Genomic DNA, 21420 nt, shown 5'->3' with positions numbered 1-21420 from the left:
GGTTGTGCGCGCGTTCGGCGCTTTTCGGCGGGTTGTCGCGGTAGCGGGAGCAGTCACGCTGGCGGTATCGATGGTTGCCTGCGGCAGCGATCAGAAGGACGCCGGGAGCGGCCCGGACCTCGGGCTGATCAAGTCCGGCACGTTGCGGATCGGGACGCTGACCGACGCGCCGCCGAACGTGTACGTCCAGGACGGCAAGTTCACCGGGTTCGACAACGACCTGATCAGCGCGGTGGCGGCGAAGCTGAACCTGAAGCCCGAGTTCGTCGGCACCGACTTCTCCGCGCTGCTGTCCCAGGTCAACGGCGGCCAGTACGACCTCGGCAGCTCGTCGATCACGATCACCGAGGCACGGAAGAAGACGGTTGCCTTCAGCAATGGGTACGACTTCGGCTACCTCGGCCTGAACACCACCAAGACGTCCGGCATCACGTCGTTCGACCAGTTGCCGGGCAAGCGCGTGGTGGTCGTACAGGGCACCGTCCAGGACGACTACGCCACCCAGAAGAACCTCAACCCGGTACGCGTCCCCAACTACAACGCCGCGCTCGGTCAGCTCAAGGCCGGTACCGCGGACGCCTGGGTCTCACCGGCCGAGATCGGCGAGAAGATGGCCAAGGAGCAGGGCGGCGGCACCGTCATCCTGGCTGCCAAGGAGCTCAGTGACGCGCCGATGGCGTTCGCGGTGGCGAAGAGCAACGACAAGCTCCGCGAGGCCGTGAACAAGGCGCTCGACGAGGTGATCGCCGACGGCACCTGGACCAAGCTGGTCGAGAAGTACTACCCGGGCCGCGCCGTGCCGGCGAACTTCAAGCCGGGCAGCGGGTCGGTCAAGTTCACGGCTCCCAAAGCCTGATGGACATCTGGTCCACCCTGCGTGACACCTTCCTCGACGGGGAGGCGATGAAAGCGGTCCTGCCCGAGATGCTGAAGGTGGGACTGGTCAACACCCTGATTCTGGCGGCCGCCTCGGTCGTGCTGGGCACCGTGCTCGGCATGATCGTGGCGGTCCTCGCCCTGTCCACGAAGCGGTGGCTGCGCTGGCCGGCGAAGATCTACACCGACATCTTCCGTGGCCTGCCGGCGATCCTGACCATCCTGCTGATCGGTCAGGGCCTGTCCCCCATCACCCGGCACTGGTGGGGCCCGAACCCGTACCCGCTCGGCATCCTCGCGCTCTCGCTGATCGCCGCCGCGTACATCGGCGAGATCTTCCGTTCCGGCATCCAGAGCGTCGAGAAGGGCCAGCTCGAGGCGGCCCGCGCGCTCGGTTTCGGCTACACCTCGGGCATGCGGCTGGTCGTGATCCCACAGGGCGTACGGCGTGTGCTGCCGGCGCTCGTGAACCAGTTCATCGCGCTGGTGAAGGAGTCGAGCCTGGTGTACTTCCTCGGCCTGCTCGCCAGCCAGCGGGAGCTGTTCCGGATCGGCCAGGACGCGGCCGCGACCGACGGCAACCTGTCGCCGCTGCTGCTGGCCGGGATCTTCTACCTGGTGATCACGGTTCCGTTGACGCACCTGGTCAACTACTTCGACAAGCGGCTGCGGGAAGGCCGCCCGGCCGCGTCCGAGGGTCCCGACGACCCGGCGCTGGAGGAGCTCGCGCATGCAAACCGTTGAGGGCGCAAGCCTGGAAGTGGCCGGCGTCGAGCTCGCGTTCGGTAGCAACAAGGTCCTGCGCGGCGTCGACCTCGCCGTGCCGGCTGGGCACACCGCCTGCGTGATCGGCCCATCCGGGTCCGGGAAGTCCACGCTGCTGCGCGCGATCAACCGGTTGCTCGAGCCGGCCGCTGGCGACATCCGGCTCGGGGGCGAGTCCGCGCTGACCAGCGATCCGGACGCGCTCCGGCGCCGGATCGGGATGGTGTTCCAGCACTTCAACCTGTTCCCGCACAAGAGCGTGCTCGACAACATCACGCTTCCGCTGCGCAAGATCAAGAAACTCGACACCGAGGCGGCGCAGGCCGCGGCGCGGACCCAGCTGGAGCTGGTCGGCCTCGCGCACAAGGCCGGATCGCGCCCCGGGAACCTGTCCGGGGGCCAGCAGCAACGCGTAGCGATCGCGCGGGCGCTGGCGATGCAGCCCGAGGTGATGCTGTTCGACGAGGCGACCTCCGCGCTCGACCCGGAGCTGGTGAAGGGCGTGCTGGCCTTGATGGCGGACCTGGCGCAGGCCGGGATGACGATGGTCGTGGTCACGCACGAGATGGGGTTCGCGCGCGAGGTCGCCGATCAGGTCGCGTTCATGGACCACGGCGTGGTGGTCGAGTCGGGCGTGCCCGAGCAGATCTTCACCGACGCCGACTCGCCACGGTTGCGGCAGTTCCTCGCCCAAGTGCTCTGACCCCCCTGGCGCCGGAGCTCGCCGAGGCGCAGGATGGAAAGGACCCAGTTCCAGAGCCGGCTACACCTGGGGGTAGCGATGTCTGTGGACCGTCGAGCCCTCGCCGGCGCGCTGTGGTCCCGCCGGTTCGTCATCGCGGTGGTCGCGATCGCCTTGATCGCGGCCGGACTCGTCCTGGCAGCCACACCGCGCAGCAAGACCGCCGCGGCAACCAGTAAGCCCGCGAGTACGGTCACGGCGACGCACGCTGCCCGCAAGTACGTCTACCTCACCTTCGACGACGGCCCCAGCACGTACACCCCGCAGGTGCTGAAGATCCTGCGCGCGTACGGAGCGCGGGCCACGTTCTTCGAGATCGGGCAGAACGTCGCCCGCTACCCGTACCTGACCCGCCGGGTGTACCAGCAGGGCAACAGCGTGCAGAACCACACCTGGTCGCACCCGGACCTCCGGCACGTCTCCGCGGCTGTGTTCAGGTCCCAGGTGCAGTAGACGGACCGGGTCATCCGTACCCAGCTGGGCTACATCCCGATGTGCCTCCGGCCGCCGGACGGCAGTACGAACAAGCAGGTCACCCGACGGGCCGCCGCACTCGGCAAGAAGATCCGGTTGTGGACGATCGACACCCGCGACTGGTCCCGCCCTGGTACGTCGACGATCGTGCGGCGGGCGCTGGCGAACGTACACAACGGATCGGTGATCCTGATGCACGACGGCGGCGGCAACCGCAGTCAGACCGTGGCCGCGCTGCTCACGATCCTGCGGACGCTCAAGGCCAGAGGCTTCGGCTTCACCACGATGTCCTGCACGTAGCGCGTCCGGTATCCGTGACTCGTGACCGCGGCAGCGGCGTGGGCGCTGGCTTTCGGCGCCGGTTGACCCAGGGTTGGTCCGTGAGGATGTGAACCACCCACCGCCCTGGGGGGACCATGGACGTACGTTTGACGCGTGCCGGGAACCGGATGGTCGGCCTGGCGATGATGCTGGTGGTCAGTGCGGTGATCGGCATCGTCGTGGTCGCCGCCGCGAAGTCGCCGGCCGATCCGAACGCGCCCAGTTCGGCCGCGGACCCGAAAGCGCCCGCCGCGGCCAAGCCCAGTCCGGCGCCGCTGCCCGCGAAGTACGTGGTGCTGACCTTCGACGACGGCCCGGACGCCGAGTACACCCCGAAGGTGCTCGGAGTTCTGGCCGCGTACGAGGCGAAGGCGACGTTCTTCGAGGTCGGTGAGAACGTCCACAAGCACCCGGAGCTGACCAAGAAGATCCACGAAGCCGGTCACAGCGTGCAGAACCACACCTGGTCGCACGCCGATCTGCGTAAGCTCGGTGCGGCGGCGTTCCAGCAGCAGGTCGGGTCGACCGATCAGGCGATCCAGGCCCAGACCGGGCGTACGCCGGCTTGTCTGCGACCGCCCTACGGCGGAGTCAGCGCGGCCGTACGGCAGCGTGCCAAGGCGATGGGCAAGGACCTGGTGGTGTGGACCGTCGACTCGCGGGACTGGACGAAACCGGGTGCCGCGGCGATTGTGCAGCGGGTGCTGAAGAACGTACACAACGGGTCGGTGATCCTGATGCACGACGGCGGCGGCAACCGCAGTCAGACCGTGGCCGCGCTGCCGGCCATCCTGAAGAGCCTGAAGGCGCAGGGCTACGGGTTCCGTACTTTGAGCTGCTAGTGCCCGCAGGGCGCTAGGACAGGGCGCTGACCAGCGGTACGACGTCGGCGATCGACTCGACCACTCTGGTCGGCCGGTACGGGAAGCGCTCCACCTCGTGCCCGCCGGTCGAACCGGACAGCACGAGGATGGTCCGTAGGCCGGCTTCGAGGCCGCTGATGATGTCGGTGTCCATCCGGTCGCCGATCATCACCGTGGTCTCGGAGTGCGCCTCGATCCGGTTCAGCGCGCTGCGCATCATCAGCGGGTTCGGCTTGCCGACGAAGTACGGTGCGACGCCGGTCGCGCGGGTGATCAGGGCGGCCACCGAGCCGGTCGCGGGCAGTGGTCCCTCGGTGGACGGGCCGGTCGGGTCCGGGTTCGTGGCGATGAAGCGGGCGCCGTCGGAGATCAGCCGGATCGCCTTGGTGATCGCCTCGAACGAGTACGTCCGGGTCTCGCCGAGGACCACGTAGTCGGGGTCGCGCTCGGTCAGCACGTACCCGACTTCGTGCAGCGCCGTGGTCAGGCCGGCCTCGCCGATCACGTACGCCGTGCCGCCGGGACGCTGGTCGTCGAGGAACTGCGCGGTCGCGAGGGCGCTGGTCCAGATCGCCGTTTCCGGGATGTCGATCCCGGTGGCCAGCAGCCGGGCGCGGAGGTCGCGCGGCGTGAAAATCGAGTTGTTGGTCAGCACCAGGAACTTGCGGCCGGACGACTCCAGGGCCGCGATGAACTCGCTGGCACCGGTGATGGCGCGCTCCTCGTGCACGAGCACGCCGTCCATGTCCGTCAACCAGCTCTCCACCGGTTTGGGGTCCGTCACATAACCCATCGTAAATTGTCGGTGGCCTGGGGAAGACTACGGCCATGGAACTGGCTGGTTACCGAGCGTTGTGGCGGGCACAGGGCGTGATGACGCTGCTGGTGTCGTCGCTGCTCGCGCGCCTGCCAATGCTGGCGACGACGGTGCCGATCGCGTTCCTGGCGAAGGACGCGAGCGGCTCGTTCCGTTGGGCGGGTGTTGTAGCGGGGTCGTACGCGGTAGGTACGGCGGTCGCCGGGCCACTCTGGTCACGGACAGCCGACCGTCGCGGGCCTCGTGGCGTACTGCTGGTGACCGGGATCGCGTGGAGCGTCATGCTCGTCGGGATCGCGGTGCTGCCTGCCTCCATGTTCCGGTTGCTACCCGTTCTCGCCGCGCTGGCCGGTGCCTTCGTACCGCCGGTGTCGCAGACGTTGCGTGCAGCCTGGCCGCGGGTCGTGGAGGGGCCCGCGCTCCGGACGGCGTACTCGGTTGATGCGACCGCTCAAGAGTTGCTATTCATGGCCGGGCCGATGCTCGGTGCGACGGCGGTGAGTGTCGCCAACCCACGGCTCGGCGTACTGCTCGCGGCGGCCATGTCAGCGGTCTTCATCTGGTGGTATGCGCTTCGACAACCCAGGCCGCTCCCCCACGGCGCGAACCCCGAAGCGCCGTTGAGCGCGGGCCAGTTGCTTTGGCACCGGCATCGGTTACCGCTGATCCTCGCGTTCGGCTTGTGGATCATGTCATTCAGCGGAATCTCGCTGGCCATCGTCGCGTACGCGGACGAGCACGGTCAGCGGTTGATCGCGGGGATCCTCGAGGCCGTCTGGGCGTTCGGCAGCCTCATCGGCGGCGCGGTCGCGGGCGCATTGCCGGGGCGGCGCGCGTCGTACCTGTGGCGCCGGGCCGTGCTGGTCACGGCCGGGATGCTGCTGTGCGTGTTCGCGACTTGGTCATCGGTGTCACTCGGCATCGCGCTGGCGGTGTCCGGGCTGACGCTGGCGCCGGCGATCGGTGCGCTGTACGGGCGGCTGGGTGCGTTGACGCCGGACAACGCGCGGACCGAGATGTTCGGCTGGATGGCGAGCATGGCGACCGTCGGCTCGGCGATCGGTGCCGCGGTTTCCGGTGCGCTGATCGAGGCATTCGGCGTGCGGTACGTGTGGGTGCTCGCCGCTGTCCTCGCGGCGGTGTCGACGGTGCTGCTGGTGCGGGTGCCGCCGGAGCAAGCACCCGCGCCGGAGCTAGCGGTCGGTGACCTTCTCGGCGAGACCGCGTAGCCGATCGACCATCGCGTTCGGGTCCTCGGCCGCGTACACGGCTGAGCCGGCCACGAACACGTCGGCGCCGGCTTCGGCGCACTGTTCGATCGTGTCCGCGGAGATGCCGCCGTCGATCTCGATCCACAGATCCAGACCGTGCTTGTCAAGGAGCTGCCGCGTACGCCGGATCTTCGGTACGCACACGTCGAGGAACTTCTGCCCGCCGAAACCCGGCTCGACGGTCATGATCAGGATCATGTCGAGCTCGGACAGCAGATCCTCGTACGGCTCGATCGGGGTCGCCGGCCGCAGCGCCATCGCGGCGCGAGCGCCCTTGGCGCGGATCTCCCGGGCGGTACGGATCGGGGCGCGGCAGGCCTCGACGTGGAACGTGACGCTGGACGCACCCGCCTCGACATAGCCGGGCGCCCAGCGGTCCGGGTCCTCGATCATCAGGTGACAGTCGAGCGGCGTGCCGGCCGCCTTCGCCAGCGACTCGACCACCGGCATGCCGAGGGTCAGATTCGGCACGAAATGATTGTCCATCACGTCGACATGCAGCCAGTCCGCATTCGACACCGCCGCCGCTTCCTCAGCCAGCCGCGCAAAATCAGCCGACAGGATACTCGGCGCAATCTGAATCCCCATACCGCCAATCTATCCAGCCCCCACCCAACCCCCACCACGCGGTACCCCGCCCAACCTCCCCACACCAGCCGATCGCCGCCGACTGATATCCGCCACGGGGAGGTCCACACACCAACCGCCCTCCACCCACCAGCCCATCACCCCACACCAGCCGGTCCCCACGCACCAACCGACCTCCACGCACCAGCCGGTCCCCACGCACCAACCGGCCTCCACACACCGGCCGGTCCGCACATACCAGCCAGTCCCCGCACACCAGCCAGTCCCCACGCACCAGCCGGCCTCCGCGCACCGGCCGGTCATTTGAGTGGTGAACGCCTGAAGTTGCCCGTTCCCAGCCCTCATGCGGGTGGTGAACACGCAAGATCACAGGTTCACCACTCAAATGCCGACCGGTACCGCGGGGCGGACGTCGCCGGGGCGGGTGGATCTCGGCAAGCGGGCGGATGTCCACGGGGTGGGTGGATGTCCGCGGGGTGGGTGGATGTCCGCGGGGTGGGTGGATGTCCGCGAGGTGGACGGATGTCCGCGGGTGGGCGGATGTCGCGGATGGATGTCGCGGATGGATGTCGGCGTGTGGACGGCGGCCGGGGTGGGTGGATGTTGGCGGGGTGACCTCGGTGGGGTGGGTGGACTAAGTGCGTAGCGTCCAGGTGAGGGCGGCTTCGGGGGTCGGGACGCTTGGTACGTCCCGCGGCAGGGGTGGGCGGCGGATGATCAGGACCGGGATACGGAGCTGGCGGGCGGCTTTCAGTTTGGGTGCCGTGGCTGGGCCGCCGCTGTCCTTGGTGACGAGGAGGTCGATGCGGTGTTCGCGGAGGATCGCCAACTCGTCGGCAAGCGTGAACGGACCACGGGCGAGCAACAGGGTGCACCAGGTCGGTCGCGGCTCAGGCGGATCAACACACCTGGCAAGAACCCACGGCTGAGCAACCGAGGAACGATCGCTCAGCTTGGAACCGACGACCGGAAGGTGGTCAGTCGGTGCGAGGTGCTCGGGCGGTGGGGTGTGGCTCGGGCCGGCGGTTGTGGTGGTGTGGGGGGTTGGGGCGAAGGTGGGGAGGTTTTGGCGGCCGATGGTGAGGAAGGGGCGGGTGCCGAGGGTTGGGAGGAGGGTGGCGGCTTGGGTGTGGGTTTTGGCCCAGTGCCAGGTGTCGCCGGTGGTGGGGGTCCAGCCGGGGCGGCGGAGGATGAGGTGCCTGGTGCCGGTTGCGGCGGCGGCCTCGGTTGCGTTGGCAGTGATTTGGGTGGCGAACGGGTGGGTGGCGTCGATGATCGCATCCACCGGGTTGGTACGCAGCCATTCAGTCAGGCCGTCTGCACCGCCGAAACCGCCGGTACGGACGGTTCCGACCGGCAAGCGGGCGTCGGCGGTGCGGCCGGCGAGTGAGGAGATCACGTCGATGCCGTTGGCAACTAACAGTTGAGCGAGCGCGCGAGCCTCACCGGTACCACCGAGCAGCAGAATCCGCATCACCACTCCCCTCCACCCGATCGGACCGCACCAGCAGGTGCCGGGTCAGGTGCCCCGCGAGGTCGCCGACGGACAGCACCGCACAACGGGCGGACGAACGTACCGCACGGCGGGTGGACACGAGGGGCGCGATGGGGGTCATCGGGCGCGTGTTGAGGAGTAGAGGTGGCTGTCTCGGAAGGCTGTGGCGGTGAGGGTTTGGCCGATGATGATTACCGCGGTGCGGCGGATGTTGGCGGACTTTACTTGGTCGGCGATGTCGATGAGGGTGCCGCGGAGGATTTGTTCGTCGGGGCGGGAGGCTCGGGCTACGACGGCGACCGGGCAGGTGGGACCGTAGTGCGGAAGGAGTTCTTCGACGACTCGGTCGATCTGCTGTACGGCCAGGTGCAGGACGATGGTTGCCTTCGAGGCGCCGAGGGTGGCCAGGTCCTCGCCGACCGGCATCGCGCTGGCGCTGCCGCTGATGCGGGTCAGGATGACGGTTTGGCCGACTTCCGGGACGGTGAGTTCGCGGTTGAGCGTGGCGGCGGCCGCGGCGTACGCGGGTACGCCGGGGGTTACGTCGTACGGAATGCCGAGTCCGTCCAGGCGGCGCATTTGTTCGGCCATCGCGCTGAAGACGGACGGGTCGCCGGAGTGCAGGCGGGCGATGTCCTGGCCGGCCGCGTGGGCGGTGGCGAGTTCGGCGATGATCTCGTCGAGGGTGAGCGCGGCGGTGTCGATCTTGCGGGCGCCGGGTGGGCAGTGGTCGAGAAGTTCGGTGGGTACGAGCGCGCCGGCGTACAGGCAGACGGGTGAACTGGCGATCAGATCACGCCCGCGTACGGTGATCAGATCCGCGGCACCGGGACCAGCTCCGATGAAGTGAACGGTCATCCGGCAGAACCCCATCCGATCAAGCCACGGCGCGACGTGGACGAGCTTGGTGTTGGGGAGTTGAGGTGGGGGCGCGTGGCGGGGCTTGGGGTTGTTGGGTGTGGGGTCACTTGGTCACGTTCCAGATGGTTACGGGGAGGCTGGGGCGCCAGGCGGTCATGGTGCCGAGTGGGGCGGCGCGGTGGACTTCGAGGCGGATCAGGTCGCCGCCGTACTGCTTGTGCCATTGGGTGATCAGGGCGTCGGTCTCGAGGGTGACGCCGTTCGTGACCAGGCGGCCGCCGGGGCGGAGGGCGGTCCAGCATGCCTCGATCATTCCGGGGGCGGTGGCGCCGCCGCCGATGAAGATCGCGTGTGGGGGTTCGAGATTCGCCAAGGCGTCGGGGGCGGGGCCCTGGACGATGGAGACGGGTACGCCGAGGTTGGTGGCGTTGCGGGCGAGGCGGTCGGCGCGGGCGGGATCGCGTTCGATGGCGATCGCGCGGCAGGACGGGTGGTGGCGGGACCACTCGATCGCGATGCTGCCGGCGCCGCCGCCGATGTCCCAGAGCAGTTGGCCGGGGACGGGGGCCAGGCGGGAGAGCGTTACGGCGCGTACCTCGCGTTTGGTGAGCTGGCCGTCGCTTTCGTAGGTGTCGTCGGGGAGGCCGGGTGAGGTGGAGAGCACCGGGGCGTCCGCCGGGGTGTGGATGGCGATGACGTTGAGCGGGTCGACCGGACCGGACCAGCCCGCGGGGAGAGCAGTCCGGTCGCCGGCGGTTGGGTCGGGAGCGGAGGGGGTGGCGGAGTCCGCGGAGGCGCTCACGGGGACAGAGCGGGCGGCGGAGTCGGGGGTGGCGCTCACGGGGGCGGAGGGGGTGGAGGAGTTGGGGGTGGGCCAGTTGGTGGCGGGGGTGGTGCGGATGCGTTCGGTGGGGGCGGCTAGTTGTTCGAGGATTGTCAGTTGGCTGGCGCCGTAGCCGCGGGCCGTGAGGAGGTGGGCTACCTCCGCGGGGGTTTGGGCGTTGCGGCTGAGGACGAGGATGCGGCGGTCCGGAGCCAGGTGGGGGTGTAGGTGCTCGACTGGGTTCTTGACGAGGCTGACTACCTGGATCTGGTCCTGGGGCCAGCCGAGGCGGGCGCAGGCGAGGGAGACGCTCGACGGGTGCGGGATGACGTGTACGGCGTCGGGGCCGAGGAGACGGACCAGGGTGGTGCCGATGCCGTGATAGGTGGGATCACCGCTTGCCAGTACGCAGATCCGCTTCCCCGTGTGCTCTTTCAACAACCGGGGAAGAGCCTCAGACAACGGCGAAGGCCACGCGACCTGCACCACATCGCTTGAATCGTGTGTGGGGAGAAGTGCTAGCTGGCGGGTGCTGCCCAGGAGGACTTGGGCGTTGTGGATAGCTGTGCGGGCGTCTTCAGTCAGGCCGGGCCAGCCGTCGGCTCCTATGCCTACGACGGTGATCACGCGGCCTCCTCCGCCGGCGTCAGCCGGCATTGCCGAGGACCTTTGTCACAGTCATTTCGATGACTACACGTTCGGGATTCACCCGTGGCTCTTTGTAGCGCTTGGCGTACAGGCGCTCGGCCAACTGGACCCGTGCCGGATCAGCACTGACAACGGCCCGTCCCTCCAACGTGCTCCAGCGGCGCCCGTCCACCTGGGTGACCGCTACCGACGCCTCCCCCAGCCGCCGGATCACCCGCGCCTTGTACGACGTCCCGGAGCAGATCACCCGTACAACACCACCATCCAGCGTCGCTCCGACCGGAGTGGCATGTACGGTCCCGTCGCCCCGGACCGTACTGAGTACGCAGAGATGCCGCTCGGTCCAGAACACGGCCAGCTGGTCAGTAAACACGCAGCGATCGTAAACAAGCCGCCCCGCCCGGCAACTGACCGGGCGGGGCGGCCCGCGCTGGACCCCTCAGACCAGCACGTACACCAGCACGTACAAAGGAACCGGTACTCAGCCGATGTCGCGCCGCCGGAAGCTGGCGAACCCGGCCAGGGTCAGCGCGGCAGCAATCGCGGTCAGCCAAAGCACCGGCGTCACCGAGAACTCACCGCCAGGTAGCCGCGGCGTGTGACCGTACGGGCTGAGGTTGATCATCCAGTGCGGCAGGTTGAACAGCTCCCCGAACTGACCGATCAGCAGGAACAGGCCGTACAGCACCCATCCCCCGCTCACCAGCTTCGGCGCTGCACCGAACAGGATGACGACCAGTGCAGTGACCAACCAGATCGCCGGCAACTGCACAGCGGCCGCAGCCAGCATCCGGGGGATCTGGTGACCCATGTTCCCCAGAGAGGCACCACTTGAGACACCGGAGCCGAGGCCCGCGATCAGGATCAGCGCACCAGTACCGAACAGGGCCATCAGTACGTGACTGGCCAGCCACTGCGCCCGAGTCACCCCGGTCGCCAGCAGAGGCTCCGCACGCAGTGCTGTCTCCTCGGACCGCAGCCGCAGCGCCGCCTGGATGCCGAACGCCGACGCCAGCAACCCCATCACACCCAGCTCCGTCGACAGGAACGCGTCGGTCAGCCCCTCGACCCCACCCATCTTCTGGATCATCTCGCGAGCACTAGCACTGTTGGCGAACCCATCGACGTTGCTGGCGATGTTCCCCACCAACAGACCGAGTAACAGGAACGCGAAACCCCAGCCGTACAAGGCGCCCTTCTGCAAGCGCCAGGCCAGCGCCAGCGGTGACCGCAGTGATGCGGCAGCCCGCGGCGGACCAGGTCGTGGCCGGACCAGACCGGCGCCGATGTCGCGCCGCCGGATCAGTGCGATCGCAGCAGCAACCAGTACGCCCAAGAACGCTAGCGGCACCAGCAATACGACAAACCGGTCCCCCGAGTACGCGCGGACCTGCTGCGCCCAACCGATCGGTGACAGCCACGACACCCATTGCGTACTACCGTCCGCCGCGGAATCCCCTACAGCCCGCAGCACGTACGCGACGCCGAGCACTACCGCGGTGAGTCCATTCGCGGCGCGGGCGCTCTCTGTGACCTGTGCAGTCACCGCGCCGACGCCTGCAAAGGCCAGACCGCCCGCAGCCCACATCAGGCCGAACGCGAACGATCCCTTGGTGTCCAGTCCGCTCCCCATCAACGACAACGCGGTCACCAGACCAAGCACGATGACAGTCGCCGACGACACGATCAGTGCGGCAGTCAGCGCGGCGTACCGGCCGAGTACGCCCGCGCTCAGCAGCTCGAGTCGACCGTTCTCCTCTTCAGTACGCGTGTGCCGTACGACCAGGATCCCGGCCAGCAGTCCGACCAGCAGCGCACCGAACGCCGTCAGTTTGAACAGTGAGACCTCACCGAGCGAGTTCTCGTCGAAGATGCGCCCGTACAGCGACACGAGTGCCGGTGACGCATTGGACGTGTGTGCCGCTTCCGCCAGCGCTTTCGGGTCGGAGTACAGGTTGATGGACGCCTTCGCCGAGCCGGCCGCCGACATGACGAAGACCAGGATCCAGATCGGGATCAGGAGCCGGTCCCGGCGCAGCGCGAGCCGCACCAGGGTTCCGGTACCGACAAAGTCGTTCATCGCACGGCCGCCTCAGGCTCAGCCGGTACGTCTTCCTCGTAGTGACGCAGGAACAGCTCTTCCAGCGTCGGCGGCTGCGCGACCAGGCTCTTGATGCCACTCGCGGACAGCTGCCGCATCACTGCGTCGAGCTGCGCGGTGTCGACCTCGCAGCGGACCCGGTTGCCTTCGACATCCAGGTCGTGGACGCCCGGCAGCTGTGCCAGCCCGTTCGGTGAACCGGCCAGCTCGGCGTGGATCGACGTACGGGTGAGGTGCCGCAAATCGGCCAGTGTGCCGGTCTCGACCACCTTGCCCTTCCGGATGATGCTGACCCGGTCACACAGTGCCTCGACCTCGGACAGGATGTGGCTGGACAGCAGCACCGTACGGTCGCGCTGGTGCTCCTCCTCGATGCACTGCCGGAACACCTCCTCCATCAGCGGATCCAGGCCGGACGTCGGCTCGTCCAGGATCAGCAGCTCCACATCCGACGCGAGTGCCGCGACCAGGGCTACCTTCTGCCGGTTGCCCTTCGAGTAGGTCCGGCCCTTCTTCGTCGGGTCCAGGTCGAACCGGCGCAGCAGTTCGTCGCGCTTCTTCTCGTCCAGACCGCCGCGCAACCGGCCGAGCAGGTCGATCACCTCGCCGCCGGTCAGGTTGGGCCAGAGGTTGACGTCACCGGGTACGTAGGCGAGCCGCCGGTGCAGCTTCGCCGCGTCGTGCCAGGGGTCGCCGCCCAGCAACGAGACATCGCCGGCGTCACCCCGCAGCAGTCCGAGCAGGACCCTGATGGTGGTGGACTTCCCGGCGCCGTTCGGCCCGAGGAAGCCGTGCACCTCACCGGTCGCGACTTCCAGGTCGAGACCGTCGAGGGCGTGCGTACTCCCGTACGACTTGTGCAGTCCAGAGACCACGATGGCTGATGTCATGTTTCATAACGTACACTTCATTCAGAAGTTTGTGAATCTTGCTAACACGTTTCTCACAGGTCAGGTAATCCGGCGACGCAGAGGGGATGATGGGGCGGTGAGTGCACATCGAGACGACGACGCCGTCAAGCGGTACACCGAGCAGTTCGGCAACCTGCTGGCGGAGACGGGCTGGCCGCGGATGGCGGGGCGGGTGTTCGCCGCGATCCTGTCCAGTGAGAACGGCCGGATGACCGCCGCGGAGCTGTCCGATCAGCTGCAGGCCAGTCCGGCCGCGGTGTCCGGCGCGGTGAACTACCTGCTCCAGCTCCGGCTCGCCACCCGCGAGCGCGAGCCCGGCAGCCGCCGCGATGTGTACGTGGTGCAGGACGACGCCTGGTACCAGACGATGATGACCGAAGACGCGTCCCTCGGCCGCTGGTCGGTCTCCCTGCGCAAGGTCCTGGACGCCTCCGGCGAAGGCACCGAAGCGTGGCGCCGGATCCACATCTCGCTCGGCTTCATCGACTTCATCGCCGAAGAGGTGAAGGGCCTCAGCGAACGCTGGATCAAATACAAGGCCGAACTGGACGCCGAACTGGACGCCAAGCTCACCGGCGAGTAGCTCAAGGGCTGTCGACGGTGAAGATCGTGCAGTAGATGGGTGGCGACTCGAGGCCTGGGTAGTACAGGCGGCCGACGTCGTCGGTGATTTTGAAGTAGGCGGTGGAGGCGCCTACTTGGGGCGGGGCCTGCAGGCGCATGGTGACCGTGACGGTTTCGCCGGGGGCGGCGTCCGGGACGCGTTCGCGGGTCGGTGAGCGCAGCCAGCCGGGGATGCCGGCGGCGCCTTGGCGGGTGAGCCAGCGGTCGCGCCACGGGCGTTCGCCGCTGTTCAGGATCTCCCACGCCTTGTCGAACTGCTCGTCGCGGCACACCCGCGTGCCGTCCGGAACGGTCTCTCCGACCAGCTCCGCGCGGTCCTCGGGGTGGTGGTCGATGGGCACCGAGCCGCCGAGCAGCACCGGCTGTACGTGCCGCCGGATGTCCCGCTGGGAGACGTCCCGGCCGGCGCGGACAGCGGCGTCCAGCTCCATCAACTGGTTCACCAGCGACTGACCGGCGCCGAACGAGTTGTCGTACCACTCGGTCAGCTCGCGGCTGGGTTTGGTGTGTCCGCGCTCGACCCGGGACAGGTGTCCCTTGTCCCAGCCGGACTCGGCCGCCGCGCGGGTCAGCGGCACACCGGCTGCCTCACGCAGCTCCCGCATGCGGGCTCCAATGACGTACCGGGCCTGGGCTGGGCGCACGGCACTCTCCAGTCTGCCGTCACTTATCTACACAAAATACCAAATCGCAGTGATCATTTTCCGTTGCCCACTGCGACAAGGCAATCACTCTCTGATTCTCTTCACACAGGGCTGCTTCTCCAAGAGAACAGCCGTCGCCCACTGCAGTTGAGAGCGAAAGGCAACAAAATGATGCCCTCCCTTACCCGGTCGTTCGCCCGCCTGACCGCCACCGCCGCCCTCGGCGTCCTGGCCATCGGGGGCGCCGCCTTGACGACCAGCACCGCCCAAGCCGCGCCCGCCCCGGCGCCGGCCTCGACCAGCAGCAGCGTGTACGGGACGCAGTCGCGCGCCGACAACGCGATCGCCTGGTTCGCCAACCGCAACGGCTCCACCGCGTACCAGGGGTACTGCGAGAAGGCCGTCGAGAACGCGTACGGAACGACCGGCATCTACGCGTCGGCCATCGCGAACTGGAACGACGCCGTCAACCGGGGCGCCGCGCACCGCGGTGACCTGAACCCGCCGCGTGGCGCACTGGTGTTCTGGAACATCAGCTCGTACGGGCATGTCGGCATCGCCACCGGTGACGGCTACTTCTGGGCCACCAGCGTCAACGGCGCGATCGGCAAGCAGAAGCTGCCGTGGTTCAGCAACTACCTCGGCTGGGCGCAGCCGAACTTCTGAGCCGGAAGCGGCGCCCGGCCGGCCACCGGGCGCCGCCCGTTGCGTACTGCGACAACAGTTTCACTTTCTGGTTCCCTGCGAGGACAACTCCAGAAGGGGAGCACAACCATGCGTACCGCCCTCATGCGCATCACCGCCCGTCTCACCCTCACCGCACTGCTCAGCGGAGCCGCCGTTCTCGGGACCGGCGTCCTCCCGGCCAGTGCCGCCACCGGAACCGTCGTCACCGACAGCGGTACCGGCGTCGCGATCCGGTCCGGTAACGCGACCAGCTTCGCCACCGTCGGCAACCAGCCGAACGGCACCGTCGAAATCGACTGTCAGATCTACGGGGAGCCCGTCACCGGCAAGTACGGCCGGAGCCTGATCTGGGACCATATCCCCGGCAAGGGCTTCATCACCGACTCGTACGTCAACACCGGCAGTTCCGGCCTGATCGCACCACTGTGTACAAATAACCCACGCGCCGACGCCGCCATCAACTGGTACGCCGCGCGCAACGGCTCGACCGCGTACCAGGGATACTGCGAGATGGCCGCCGAGAACTCGTACGGCAAGACCGCGATCTGGGCTTCCGCGACCGCGGACTGGAACGATGCCGTCGCCCGCGGCGTCGCGCACAAGGGCGATCTGAATCCGCCCAAGGGCGCACTGGTCTTCTGGGACCTCGCCGCACCGCACGGCCATGTCGGTGTGGCTCGCGGTGACGGGTACTTCTGGGCCACCAGCGTCAACGGCAAAATCGGCCTCGCCAAGCTCCCGTACTTCTCCAACTACCGCGGCTGGGCCTGGCCGAACTTCTGACCCCACCTGAATACGAGCACCCGGACGCGCGTCCGCCCCTCACGCGTCCGGGTGCTCGACCCGGTCCAGCCAGTCCGCCACCAGCGCCTGGTACAACCCCGTCGAACGCACCGGAAGCTCATGCCCCTCGCCGTCCAGTGCCGCGTACGTCGCCCGCGGGTAGTCGTCCAGGATCGACCAGGCATCGGCGTACCCGGTGATGTGGTCCCGGCGACCGGTCACGATCAGAGTCGGCCGTTCGAAACGGGCCGCCGGGTCCACCCGCAGCGCGTACTTCGTCACGTCGGCCTGGATCCGGCCGAGGAAATCGAGATCGGCCCGCGCCTCGGCGACGTCGTAGTACGCGCGTTGCTTGTCGCGCCACGCTTCCGTCTCGGCCGGACCTTCGGTGGGCAGTGTGCGCCGGGTCCGGTCCACGATGATGCCGGGAACGCGGAGCAACAGCCCGCGGACCCGGTCCGGGTCGCGCCGGACGATCCCGCGCGCATGCAGGGCGCCGGCCGACGTACCCGCGAGCGCGAACGACTCGTCGCCCGCCAACTCGTCGATCAATTCGAGGATCGACGCGAGCATGCCGTCCTGGTCGGTGATTGACGGGATCGCCGGAGACTGCCCGGTGCCCGGCGGATCGACGTAGATCCGCCGCCAGCCAGGCCGCTGCTCGAAGATCGGTTCGTGCACGTCCCGGCCCTCGCCGGCATCGCCGCCCCAGCCGGGCAAGAAGAAGATCGGGCTGCCGGTACCGAAGGATTCATAGTGCACGAAGCGAACCTAGTCAGTCGGCCCGGACGTTATCCAGCGGTTCTGTTGCCAGCAGAACCCGGCGGGCGTTCGCCGGAGCCGCGCTCGATCAGTGCGCACGGAAGCACGATCCGCTGCGGCGGACGGGTGTCCGTACCGGAAGCGCGGTCGAGTAGTAGCCGGGCGGCGCTGCGGCCGAGCTCGGCGATGTCGGAGGCAACCACCGTGACCGGCGTCGGCAGCATGTCGGCCAGCCGGAAGTCGTCGAACCCGACCACGGCCGGCTCCTGGCTGAGCTCGCCCAGCGACCGCAGCACTCCGAGGGCTCGCAGCACGCCCTCGGCAAGGAAGTTCGTCGACGCGAAGATCGCGGTCGGCGCGTCGGCCCGCAGCATCACCTCGCGGGTCGCCTTCTCGGCCGCCTCCGCGGTGCCCTCGGGCAACTGCACGACCAGCGACTCGTCCACGTCGACGCCCGCGGCCCGATGCGCGCGCCGGAACCCCCGCAACCGGCGGCCGATCGTGTAGTACGACGGCGCGAGCAGGATCGCGATCCGCTGATGCCCCTGCGCCAGCAGATGCTCTGCGGCGATCCGGCCACCGCCCTCGTTGTCGACCATCACGATGTCCGCATCGATCCCGGTCGCGGGCCGGTCGACGAACACCACCGGTACGCCGGCGCCTTCGAGGAACGCGTGGTCGCCCTGGTCCGGCACGATCATCAACCCGGCCACCTGCCGGCTGACCAGCTCCTGGATCGCGCGCTTCTCGCCCTCCGGGTCCTCGTCGACGCTGCCGAGCACGACCGCGTACCCGGACTGTCCGGCCACCTCCAGCGACGCCTTCGCGATGCTCGCGTAGAACGGGTTGGTCAGGTCGCCGAGCACCAGCGCCAGGCTGGTCGACTTCTTCCCCGGCCGGAGCGCGCGGGCCACCTCGTTGCGCTGGAAACCGAGCTCGTCGATCGCCGCGCGGACCCGCTGCGCGGTCTCGTCCCGGACGCCGTGGCCACCGTTCACCACCCGCGACACCGTGCCGAGCCCGACGCCGGCCCGGCGGGCGACATCGATCATCGTCGGCCGGGCATGCTCGGCGGCCTTGCTTGGAAACGTTTCGGACACGGGGTTGACTTCCTTTTCGGGACACGGCATCGTCACCCAACAGTAAAACGTTGGAAACGTTACCGTCCAGGAGGCCGGATGAGTATCTGCCCGAGCCGAAGATGAGCGCGACCAAAGCACCTTCCCGGGGCCGCGGCCGGAGCGGGATGAGCCGGAACGCCGGCTCCGACGTCAGGGCCGCGTACCTGTTCATCGCCCCCGCGATGATCGGCTTCTTCGTCTTCGTCGGCTATCCGCTGATCCGGTCGTTCTACCTCTCCCTGACCAAGTACAACGGGCTGACCAATCCCGTTTTCGTTGGCCTCGGCAACTTCCGCCGACTGTTCACGACCGACCCGGCGTTCTGGCCGGCGCTGCGCGCGACCGGGTACCTGGTGCTGCTCTACGTCCCGCTGTCCTTGATCCTCGGCCTCGCCCTGGCGGTGTTCTGCAACCAGCGCTTCGCGGGCGTACGCCTCGTCCGCACGCTCGCGTACCTGCCGGTCGTGCTTCCGGCGATCGCCACCATCACGCTCTGGAAGTTCATCCTCGATCCGCAGGTCGGGCTGCTGAACACGATCCTGGACCGGCTCGGACTGCCGACCAGCTTGTGGTTGCAGAGCCCGAAGATGGCGATGCCGGCGGTCGTGCTGGTGATGCTCTGGGGCGTCGGCGGCACGATGATCATCTTCCTGGCCGCGCTGCAGTCGGTGCCGACCGAGCTATACGAGGCGGCCAAGGTGGACGGCGCCGGGCCGTTCTCGGTGTTCTTCCGGATCACGTTGCCGATGATCAGCCCGATCATGCTGCTGCAGGTGATCCTGCAGACCACCGCCGCGCTGCAGACGTTCAACCAGCCGAAGATCCTGACCAACGGCGGACCGGGCTTCAGTACCAACGTGCTGATGCTCGGGATCTACAACAACGGCTTCCCGACCCTCGGCAAGATCCCGCAGCTCGGGTACGCGTCGGCGCAGGTGTGGGTGCTGTTCGTGATCATCATCGCCGTGATTGCCCTGACCGCGAAGTTCTCCTCGCTCTGGACGTACAGTGACAGCACTTCCGACTGAAGCTCCCCCGGTGGCGCCCGCGAGCCAGGCCGTGCGTCCCGCGAAGAAGAAGCCGCGCGTGATCGGGACCACCGCCTGGTACGTGGTCGCGCTTTTCGTCTGTGCCGTGATGATCGTCCCGCTGCTGTGGATGATCACGATCGGCCTGAAGAGCGGCACCGCGGTGTTCGACATCCCGCCGAAGCTGTTGCCCCACGAGTGGAAGTGGAGCAACTTCGTCAACGGCCCGAAGGCGATCCACTTCCCGCGGCTGCTGCTGAACTCGTTCCTGATCACCGGTCTGAGCGTGATCGGTGGCGTGATGACCGCGATGATGGCCGGGTACGCGCTGGCGCGACTGCGCTTTCCCGGCCGGAAGTTGTGGTTCTACCTGTTCGTCGGGAGCATGCTGCTGCCTGGTGTGGTCGGCCTGATCCCGCTGTTCCAGATGTACAAGAGCATCGGCTGGTACGACACCTGGCTGCCCTTGATCGTGCCGGCGTTCCTCGGTGGGAACCCGCTGTTCATCTTCCTGGCCCGGCAGTACTTCCTGGCCATCCCGTACTCGATCGACGAGGCGGCCAAGCTCGACGGCGCCGGGCACTTCCGGATCTTCACCCAGGTGATGCTGCCGCTGACCAGGCCGGCCTGGCTGACGATGGCGATCCTCGCGTTCCAGGCGTCCTGGAACGACTACCTGAACCCGCTGGTCTACCTGTACTCCTCCGGCAAGTGGCCGCTGTCGGTCGGAATGGCGGCGTTCATCTCCCCGTTCGCCGGGAAGACGCCGGACTGGAGCTACTACATGGCCACCAACCTGCTGTACATGCTGCCGCCGCTGATCATCTTCTTCGCCGCGCAGCGCTACTTCATCCAGGGCCTCGGCGCTCTCGGCAGCACGAACCAGAAATAGAGGAGATCCCTTGTGAAGAGGACTTTGGGCGTCACCGCGCTGGCCTGCGCGGGGTTGCTGGTGGCAACCGCGTGCGGCGGTTCGGACTCCGGCAGCTCGGGCGGTTCCGGCGGCGGGCCGGTGACGGTGACGGTGATGACGTGGGAGTCGGCCGACACCAACGCGGCGATCAAGAAGGCGCTGGCCGACTTCAAGGACGACAACATCAAGGTCGAGCTGCTCGACTCGCCGAGCGGTCAGTACGGTGACAAGCTCGCGTCGCTGACGCAGGCGAAGAAGCTGCCCGACCTGTTCTGGTGCGGTAACGACACCGAGCAGCAGTACACGTCTCAAGGTCTGCTGGTCGACTGGGCCGACAAGATCAAGAACGGCAACGGTGACTTCAAGGCGGACAAGTTCGTCCCGTCCGCGATGGAGAACTGGAAGACCGCCGACGGCCAGATGGGCGGTCTGCCGTCGCTGATGAACACGTACGGCGTCTGGTACAACGCCGATGCGTTCACCGCGGCCGGTGTACCGCTGCCGAAGGCGGGGTGGACCTGGGACGACATGTACGCCGCTGCCGCCAAGCTGGCGAACAAGAACGGTGCGAAGTACGGGCTGGTCGCCGATCAGCTCACCTCGCCGGACGGACCGTTCACGATGAGCATGTACTCGGTGTCGGCCGGCGGTGCGCCGTTCACCGACAACGTGAATCACCCGACCAAGGCGGAGATGGACGACAAGTACCAGGAGGGTGTGCAGAAGCTGGTCGCGGCGATCAAGAACGGCTCCGTCGCGCCGCCCGGGTACGACGCGGCGAACGTGCAGTCGTTGTTCGCGGCCGGGAAGGTGCCGATGACGTTCGGCGGGCAGTGGCTGGCCGCCGGGTTCCAGACCGACAAGCCGAAGATCAAGTACGGGTTCGCGCCCTTCCCGCAGGTGCAGACGCCGACCACGCTGTACGACTCGGTCGGCATCTGCACTCCGCAGTACACGAAGGATCAGGACGCGACGTTCAAGGTGCTCGAGTACATCAACACGAAGGTGTGGGACGCCGTACTGCCCGCGTCGCCGGTCGCGCCGCCCGCGTACACGCCGGCGCAGGCAAGCTACTTCGACGCACTCACCAAGGCGCAGCAGCCGACGGTCGTCGACACGGTCAAGGCCGACCTGGGCGCGGAGAAGACGGTCGGGGTCCGTTTCACCACCACCTGGGCGCAGCAGGTCGGTGACCTGACCACGGCCGACTACCAGCCGATCCTGCTTGGCAAGAAGCCGGTCAGCGAACTGTCCACGTACGTCGACAAGATCAACGGGCTGATCAAGCAAGGCGGCTGATCG

General features: G+C 67.8%; 24 protein-coding genes. 13 read left to right on the top strand and 11 right to left on the bottom strand.

The annotated features are described in order from the left end of the window. Positions 1 to 4: 4 nt before the first annotated feature. The 6 genes from ABD260_RS24165 to ABD260_RS24140 all read left to right on the top strand — a co-directional run bounded on the left by ABD260_RS24165 (position 5) and on the right by ABD260_RS24140 (position 4020). A complete protein-coding gene (locus tag ABD260_RS24165; protein ID WP_344236611.1) occupies positions 5 to 856 on the top strand; it encodes a substrate-binding periplasmic protein in 852 nt (283 codons plus the stop codon). Continuing rightward, positions 856 to 1620, top strand: a complete 765-nt coding sequence (locus ABD260_RS24160; protein WP_344236609.1) for an amino acid ABC transporter permease — start codon at positions 856 to 858, stop codon at positions 1618 to 1620. The genes ABD260_RS24165 and ABD260_RS24160 overlap by 1 nt, the downstream gene beginning before the upstream one ends. Beyond that, positions 1607 to 2344 carry an amino acid ABC transporter ATP-binding protein gene (locus ABD260_RS24155; protein WP_344236607.1) on the top strand — a complete coding sequence of 246 codons (738 nt, stop codon included), beginning with the start codon at positions 1607 to 1609 and terminating at the stop codon, positions 2342 to 2344. The genes ABD260_RS24160 and ABD260_RS24155 overlap by 14 nt, the downstream gene beginning before the upstream one ends. Positions 2345 to 2422: 78 nt before the next feature. Continuing rightward, positions 2423 to 2836 carry a polysaccharide deacetylase family protein gene (locus ABD260_RS24150; protein WP_344236605.1) on the top strand — a complete coding sequence of 138 codons (414 nt, stop codon included), beginning with the start codon at positions 2423 to 2425 and terminating at the stop codon, positions 2834 to 2836. 39 nt (positions 2837 to 2875) lie between these two features. Then, entirely contained in the window at positions 2876 to 3157 is a 282-nt protein-coding gene (locus ABD260_RS24145) for a hypothetical protein (RefSeq protein ID WP_344236603.1), read from the top strand. Positions 3158 to 3273: 116 nt separating this feature from the next. After that, entirely contained in the window at positions 3274 to 4020 is a 747-nt protein-coding gene (locus ABD260_RS24140) for a polysaccharide deacetylase family protein (protein ID WP_344236601.1), read from the top strand. Positions 4021 to 4033: 13 nt separating this feature from the next. On the opposite strand, the gene ABD260_RS24135 is transcribed toward ABD260_RS24140, so the two are convergent. Continuing rightward, a complete protein-coding gene (locus tag ABD260_RS24135) occupies positions 4034 to 4834 on the bottom strand; it encodes an HAD-IIA family hydrolase (protein WP_344236599.1) in 801 nt (266 codons plus the stop codon). A gap of 35 nt (positions 4835 to 4869) precedes the next feature. On the opposite strand from ABD260_RS24135, the gene ABD260_RS24130 reads away from it, so the two are divergent. Then, positions 4870 to 6087: an MFS transporter gene (locus tag ABD260_RS24130; protein WP_344236597.1), complete on the top strand. Its 1218-nt coding sequence runs from the start codon at positions 4870 to 4872 to the stop codon at positions 6085 to 6087. Here ABD260_RS24130 and rpe read toward each other — a convergent pair. The 7 genes from rpe to ABD260_RS24095 all read right to left on the bottom strand — a co-directional run bounded on the left by rpe (position 6052) and on the right by ABD260_RS24095 (position 13535). Next, positions 6052 to 6717 carry a ribulose-phosphate 3-epimerase gene (gene rpe / locus ABD260_RS24125; RefSeq protein WP_344236596.1) on the bottom strand — a complete coding sequence of 222 codons (666 nt, stop codon included), beginning with the start codon at positions 6715 to 6717 and terminating at the stop codon, positions 6052 to 6054. The genes ABD260_RS24130 and rpe overlap by 36 nt on opposite strands. A gap of 634 nt (positions 6718 to 7351) precedes the next feature. After that, the gene (locus ABD260_RS24120; RefSeq protein ID WP_344236595.1) at positions 7352 to 8191 is read right to left on the bottom strand and encodes a precorrin-6A/cobalt-precorrin-6A reductase; all 840 of its coding nucleotides are present in this window, start codon (positions 8189 to 8191) and stop codon (positions 7352 to 7354) included. Between the two features lie 138 nt (positions 8192 to 8329). Then, on the bottom strand, positions 8330 to 9070 hold the full coding sequence (gene cobM / locus ABD260_RS24115; RefSeq protein WP_344236593.1) for a precorrin-4 C(11)-methyltransferase: 741 nt from the start codon (positions 9068 to 9070) through the stop codon (positions 8330 to 8332). 106 nt (positions 9071 to 9176) lie between these two features. Beyond that, entirely contained in the window at positions 9177 to 10523 is a 1347-nt protein-coding gene (gene cbiE, locus ABD260_RS24110) for a precorrin-6y C5,15-methyltransferase (decarboxylating) subunit CbiE (protein ID WP_344236591.1), read from the bottom strand. Between the two features lie 19 nt (positions 10524 to 10542). Continuing rightward, on the bottom strand, positions 10543 to 10917 hold the full coding sequence (locus ABD260_RS24105; RefSeq protein ID WP_344236589.1) for a TIGR03618 family F420-dependent PPOX class oxidoreductase: 375 nt from the start codon (positions 10915 to 10917) through the stop codon (positions 10543 to 10545). Between the two features lie 108 nt (positions 10918 to 11025). Further along, positions 11026 to 12624, bottom strand: coding sequence for an ABC transporter permease (locus ABD260_RS24100; RefSeq protein ID WP_344236587.1), 1599 nt, complete (start codon positions 12622 to 12624; stop codon positions 11026 to 11028). Continuing rightward, positions 12621 to 13535 carry an ABC transporter ATP-binding protein gene (locus tag ABD260_RS24095; RefSeq protein WP_344236585.1) on the bottom strand — a complete coding sequence of 305 codons (915 nt, stop codon included), beginning with the start codon at positions 13533 to 13535 and terminating at the stop codon, positions 12621 to 12623. The genes ABD260_RS24100 and ABD260_RS24095 overlap by 4 nt, the downstream gene beginning before the upstream one ends. A gap of 97 nt (positions 13536 to 13632) precedes the next feature. Between ABD260_RS24095 and ABD260_RS24090 the strand changes: the two genes are divergently transcribed. Further along, a complete protein-coding gene (locus tag ABD260_RS24090) occupies positions 13633 to 14139 on the top strand; it encodes a GbsR/MarR family transcriptional regulator (protein ID WP_344236583.1) in 507 nt (168 codons plus the stop codon). A gap of 1 nt (position 14140) precedes the next feature. Here ABD260_RS24090 and ABD260_RS24085 read toward each other — a convergent pair whose 3' ends face one another. Next, a complete protein-coding gene (locus tag ABD260_RS24085; RefSeq protein WP_344236581.1) occupies positions 14141 to 14785 on the bottom strand; it encodes an NBR1-Ig-like domain-containing protein in 645 nt (214 codons plus the stop codon). A 207-nt stretch (positions 14786 to 14992) separates the two neighbouring features. Here ABD260_RS24085 and ABD260_RS24080 point away from each other — a divergent pair, with 207 nt between their 5' ends. After that, entirely contained in the window at positions 14993 to 15490 is a 498-nt protein-coding gene (locus ABD260_RS24080) for an NlpC/P60 family protein (RefSeq protein ID WP_344236579.1), read from the top strand. A gap of 108 nt (positions 15491 to 15598) precedes the next feature. Beyond that, positions 15599 to 16294: an SH3 domain-containing protein gene (locus ABD260_RS24075; RefSeq protein ID WP_344236577.1), complete on the top strand. Its 696-nt coding sequence runs from the start codon at positions 15599 to 15601 to the stop codon at positions 16292 to 16294. 39 nt (positions 16295 to 16333) lie between these two features. On the opposite strand, the gene ABD260_RS24070 is transcribed toward ABD260_RS24075, so the two are convergent. Together ABD260_RS24070 and ABD260_RS24065 are read right to left on the bottom strand one after the other, a co-directional pair. Further along, positions 16334 to 17056 carry an alpha/beta fold hydrolase gene (locus ABD260_RS24070; RefSeq protein WP_344236575.1) on the bottom strand — a complete coding sequence of 241 codons (723 nt, stop codon included), beginning with the start codon at positions 17054 to 17056 and terminating at the stop codon, positions 16334 to 16336. A 29-nt stretch (positions 17057 to 17085) separates the two neighbouring features. Continuing rightward, positions 17086 to 18156, bottom strand: coding sequence for a LacI family DNA-binding transcriptional regulator (locus ABD260_RS24065; RefSeq protein WP_344236573.1), 1071 nt, complete (start codon positions 18154 to 18156; stop codon positions 17086 to 17088). A gap of 50 nt (positions 18157 to 18206) precedes the next feature. On the opposite strand from ABD260_RS24065, the gene ABD260_RS24060 reads away from it, so the two are divergent. Genes ABD260_RS24060 through ABD260_RS24050 form a run of 3 tightly spaced genes read left to right on the top strand, consistent with a single transcriptional unit; the run spans position 18207 to position 21417 of the window. After that, complete coding sequence (locus tag ABD260_RS24060) at positions 18207 to 19205, top strand: carbohydrate ABC transporter permease (protein ID WP_344236571.1); 999 nt, start codon at positions 18207 to 18209, stop codon at positions 19203 to 19205. A 10-nt stretch (positions 19206 to 19215) separates the two neighbouring features. Continuing rightward, complete coding sequence (locus tag ABD260_RS24055) at positions 19216 to 20097, top strand: carbohydrate ABC transporter permease (RefSeq protein ID WP_344236569.1); 882 nt, start codon at positions 19216 to 19218, stop codon at positions 20095 to 20097. Between the two features lie 12 nt (positions 20098 to 20109). Further along, on the top strand, positions 20110 to 21417 hold the full coding sequence (locus ABD260_RS24050; RefSeq protein WP_344236567.1) for an ABC transporter substrate-binding protein: 1308 nt from the start codon (positions 20110 to 20112) through the stop codon (positions 21415 to 21417). Positions 21418 to 21420 lie beyond the last annotated feature (3 nt).

This window comes from Kribbella hippodromi, assembly GCF_039531045.1.
GTDB lineage: Bacteria > Actinomycetota > Actinomycetes > Propionibacteriales > Kribbellaceae > Kribbella > Kribbella hippodromi.
The sequence above is the reverse complement of the archived record's forward strand: the minus strand, read 5'-3'. Positions and strand labels throughout refer to the sequence as shown.

Coding starts and splice junctions, on each gene's coding strand:
- ABD260_RS24160 (WP_344236609.1), top strand. CDS start 856: ATGGACATCTGGTCCACCCTGCGTGACACCTTCCTCGACGGGGAGGCG.
- ABD260_RS24155 (WP_344236607.1), top strand. CDS start 1,607: ATGCAAACCGTTGAGGGCGCAAGCCTGGAAGTGGCCGGCGTCGAGCTC.
- ABD260_RS24150 (WP_344236605.1), top strand. CDS start 2,423: ATGTCTGTGGACCGTCGAGCCCTCGCCGGCGCGCTGTGGTCCCGCCGG.
- ABD260_RS24145 (WP_344236603.1), top strand. CDS start 2,876: ATGTGCCTCCGGCCGCCGGACGGCAGTACGAACAAGCAGGTCACCCGA.
- ABD260_RS24140 (WP_344236601.1), top strand. CDS start 3,274: ATGGACGTACGTTTGACGCGTGCCGGGAACCGGATGGTCGGCCTGGCG.
- ABD260_RS24135 (WP_344236599.1), bottom strand. CDS start 4,834: ATGGGTTATGTGACGGACCCCAAACCGGTGGAGAGCTGGTTGACGGAC.
- ABD260_RS24130 (WP_344236597.1), top strand. CDS start 4,870: ATGGAACTGGCTGGTTACCGAGCGTTGTGGCGGGCACAGGGCGTGATG.
- rpe (WP_344236596.1), bottom strand. CDS start 6,717: ATGGGGATTCAGATTGCGCCGAGTATCCTGTCGGCTGATTTTGCGCGG.
- ABD260_RS24120 (WP_344236595.1), bottom strand. CDS start 8,191: ATGCGGATTCTGCTGCTCGGTGGTACCGGTGAGGCTCGCGCGCTCGCT.
- cobM (WP_344236593.1), bottom strand. CDS start 9,070: ATGACCGTTCACTTCATCGGAGCTGGTCCCGGTGCCGCGGATCTGATC.
- ABD260_RS24100 (WP_344236587.1), bottom strand. CDS start 12,624: ATGAACGACTTTGTCGGTACCGGAACCCTGGTGCGGCTCGCGCTGCGC.
- ABD260_RS24095 (WP_344236585.1), bottom strand. CDS start 13,535: ATGACATCAGCCATCGTGGTCTCTGGACTGCACAAGTCGTACGGGAGT.
- ABD260_RS24085 (WP_344236581.1), bottom strand. CDS start 14,785: ATGCGGGAGCTGCGTGAGGCAGCCGGTGTGCCGCTGACCCGCGCGGCG.
- ABD260_RS24080 (WP_344236579.1), top strand. CDS start 14,993: ATGATGCCCTCCCTTACCCGGTCGTTCGCCCGCCTGACCGCCACCGCC.
- ABD260_RS24075 (WP_344236577.1), top strand. CDS start 15,599: ATGCGTACCGCCCTCATGCGCATCACCGCCCGTCTCACCCTCACCGCA.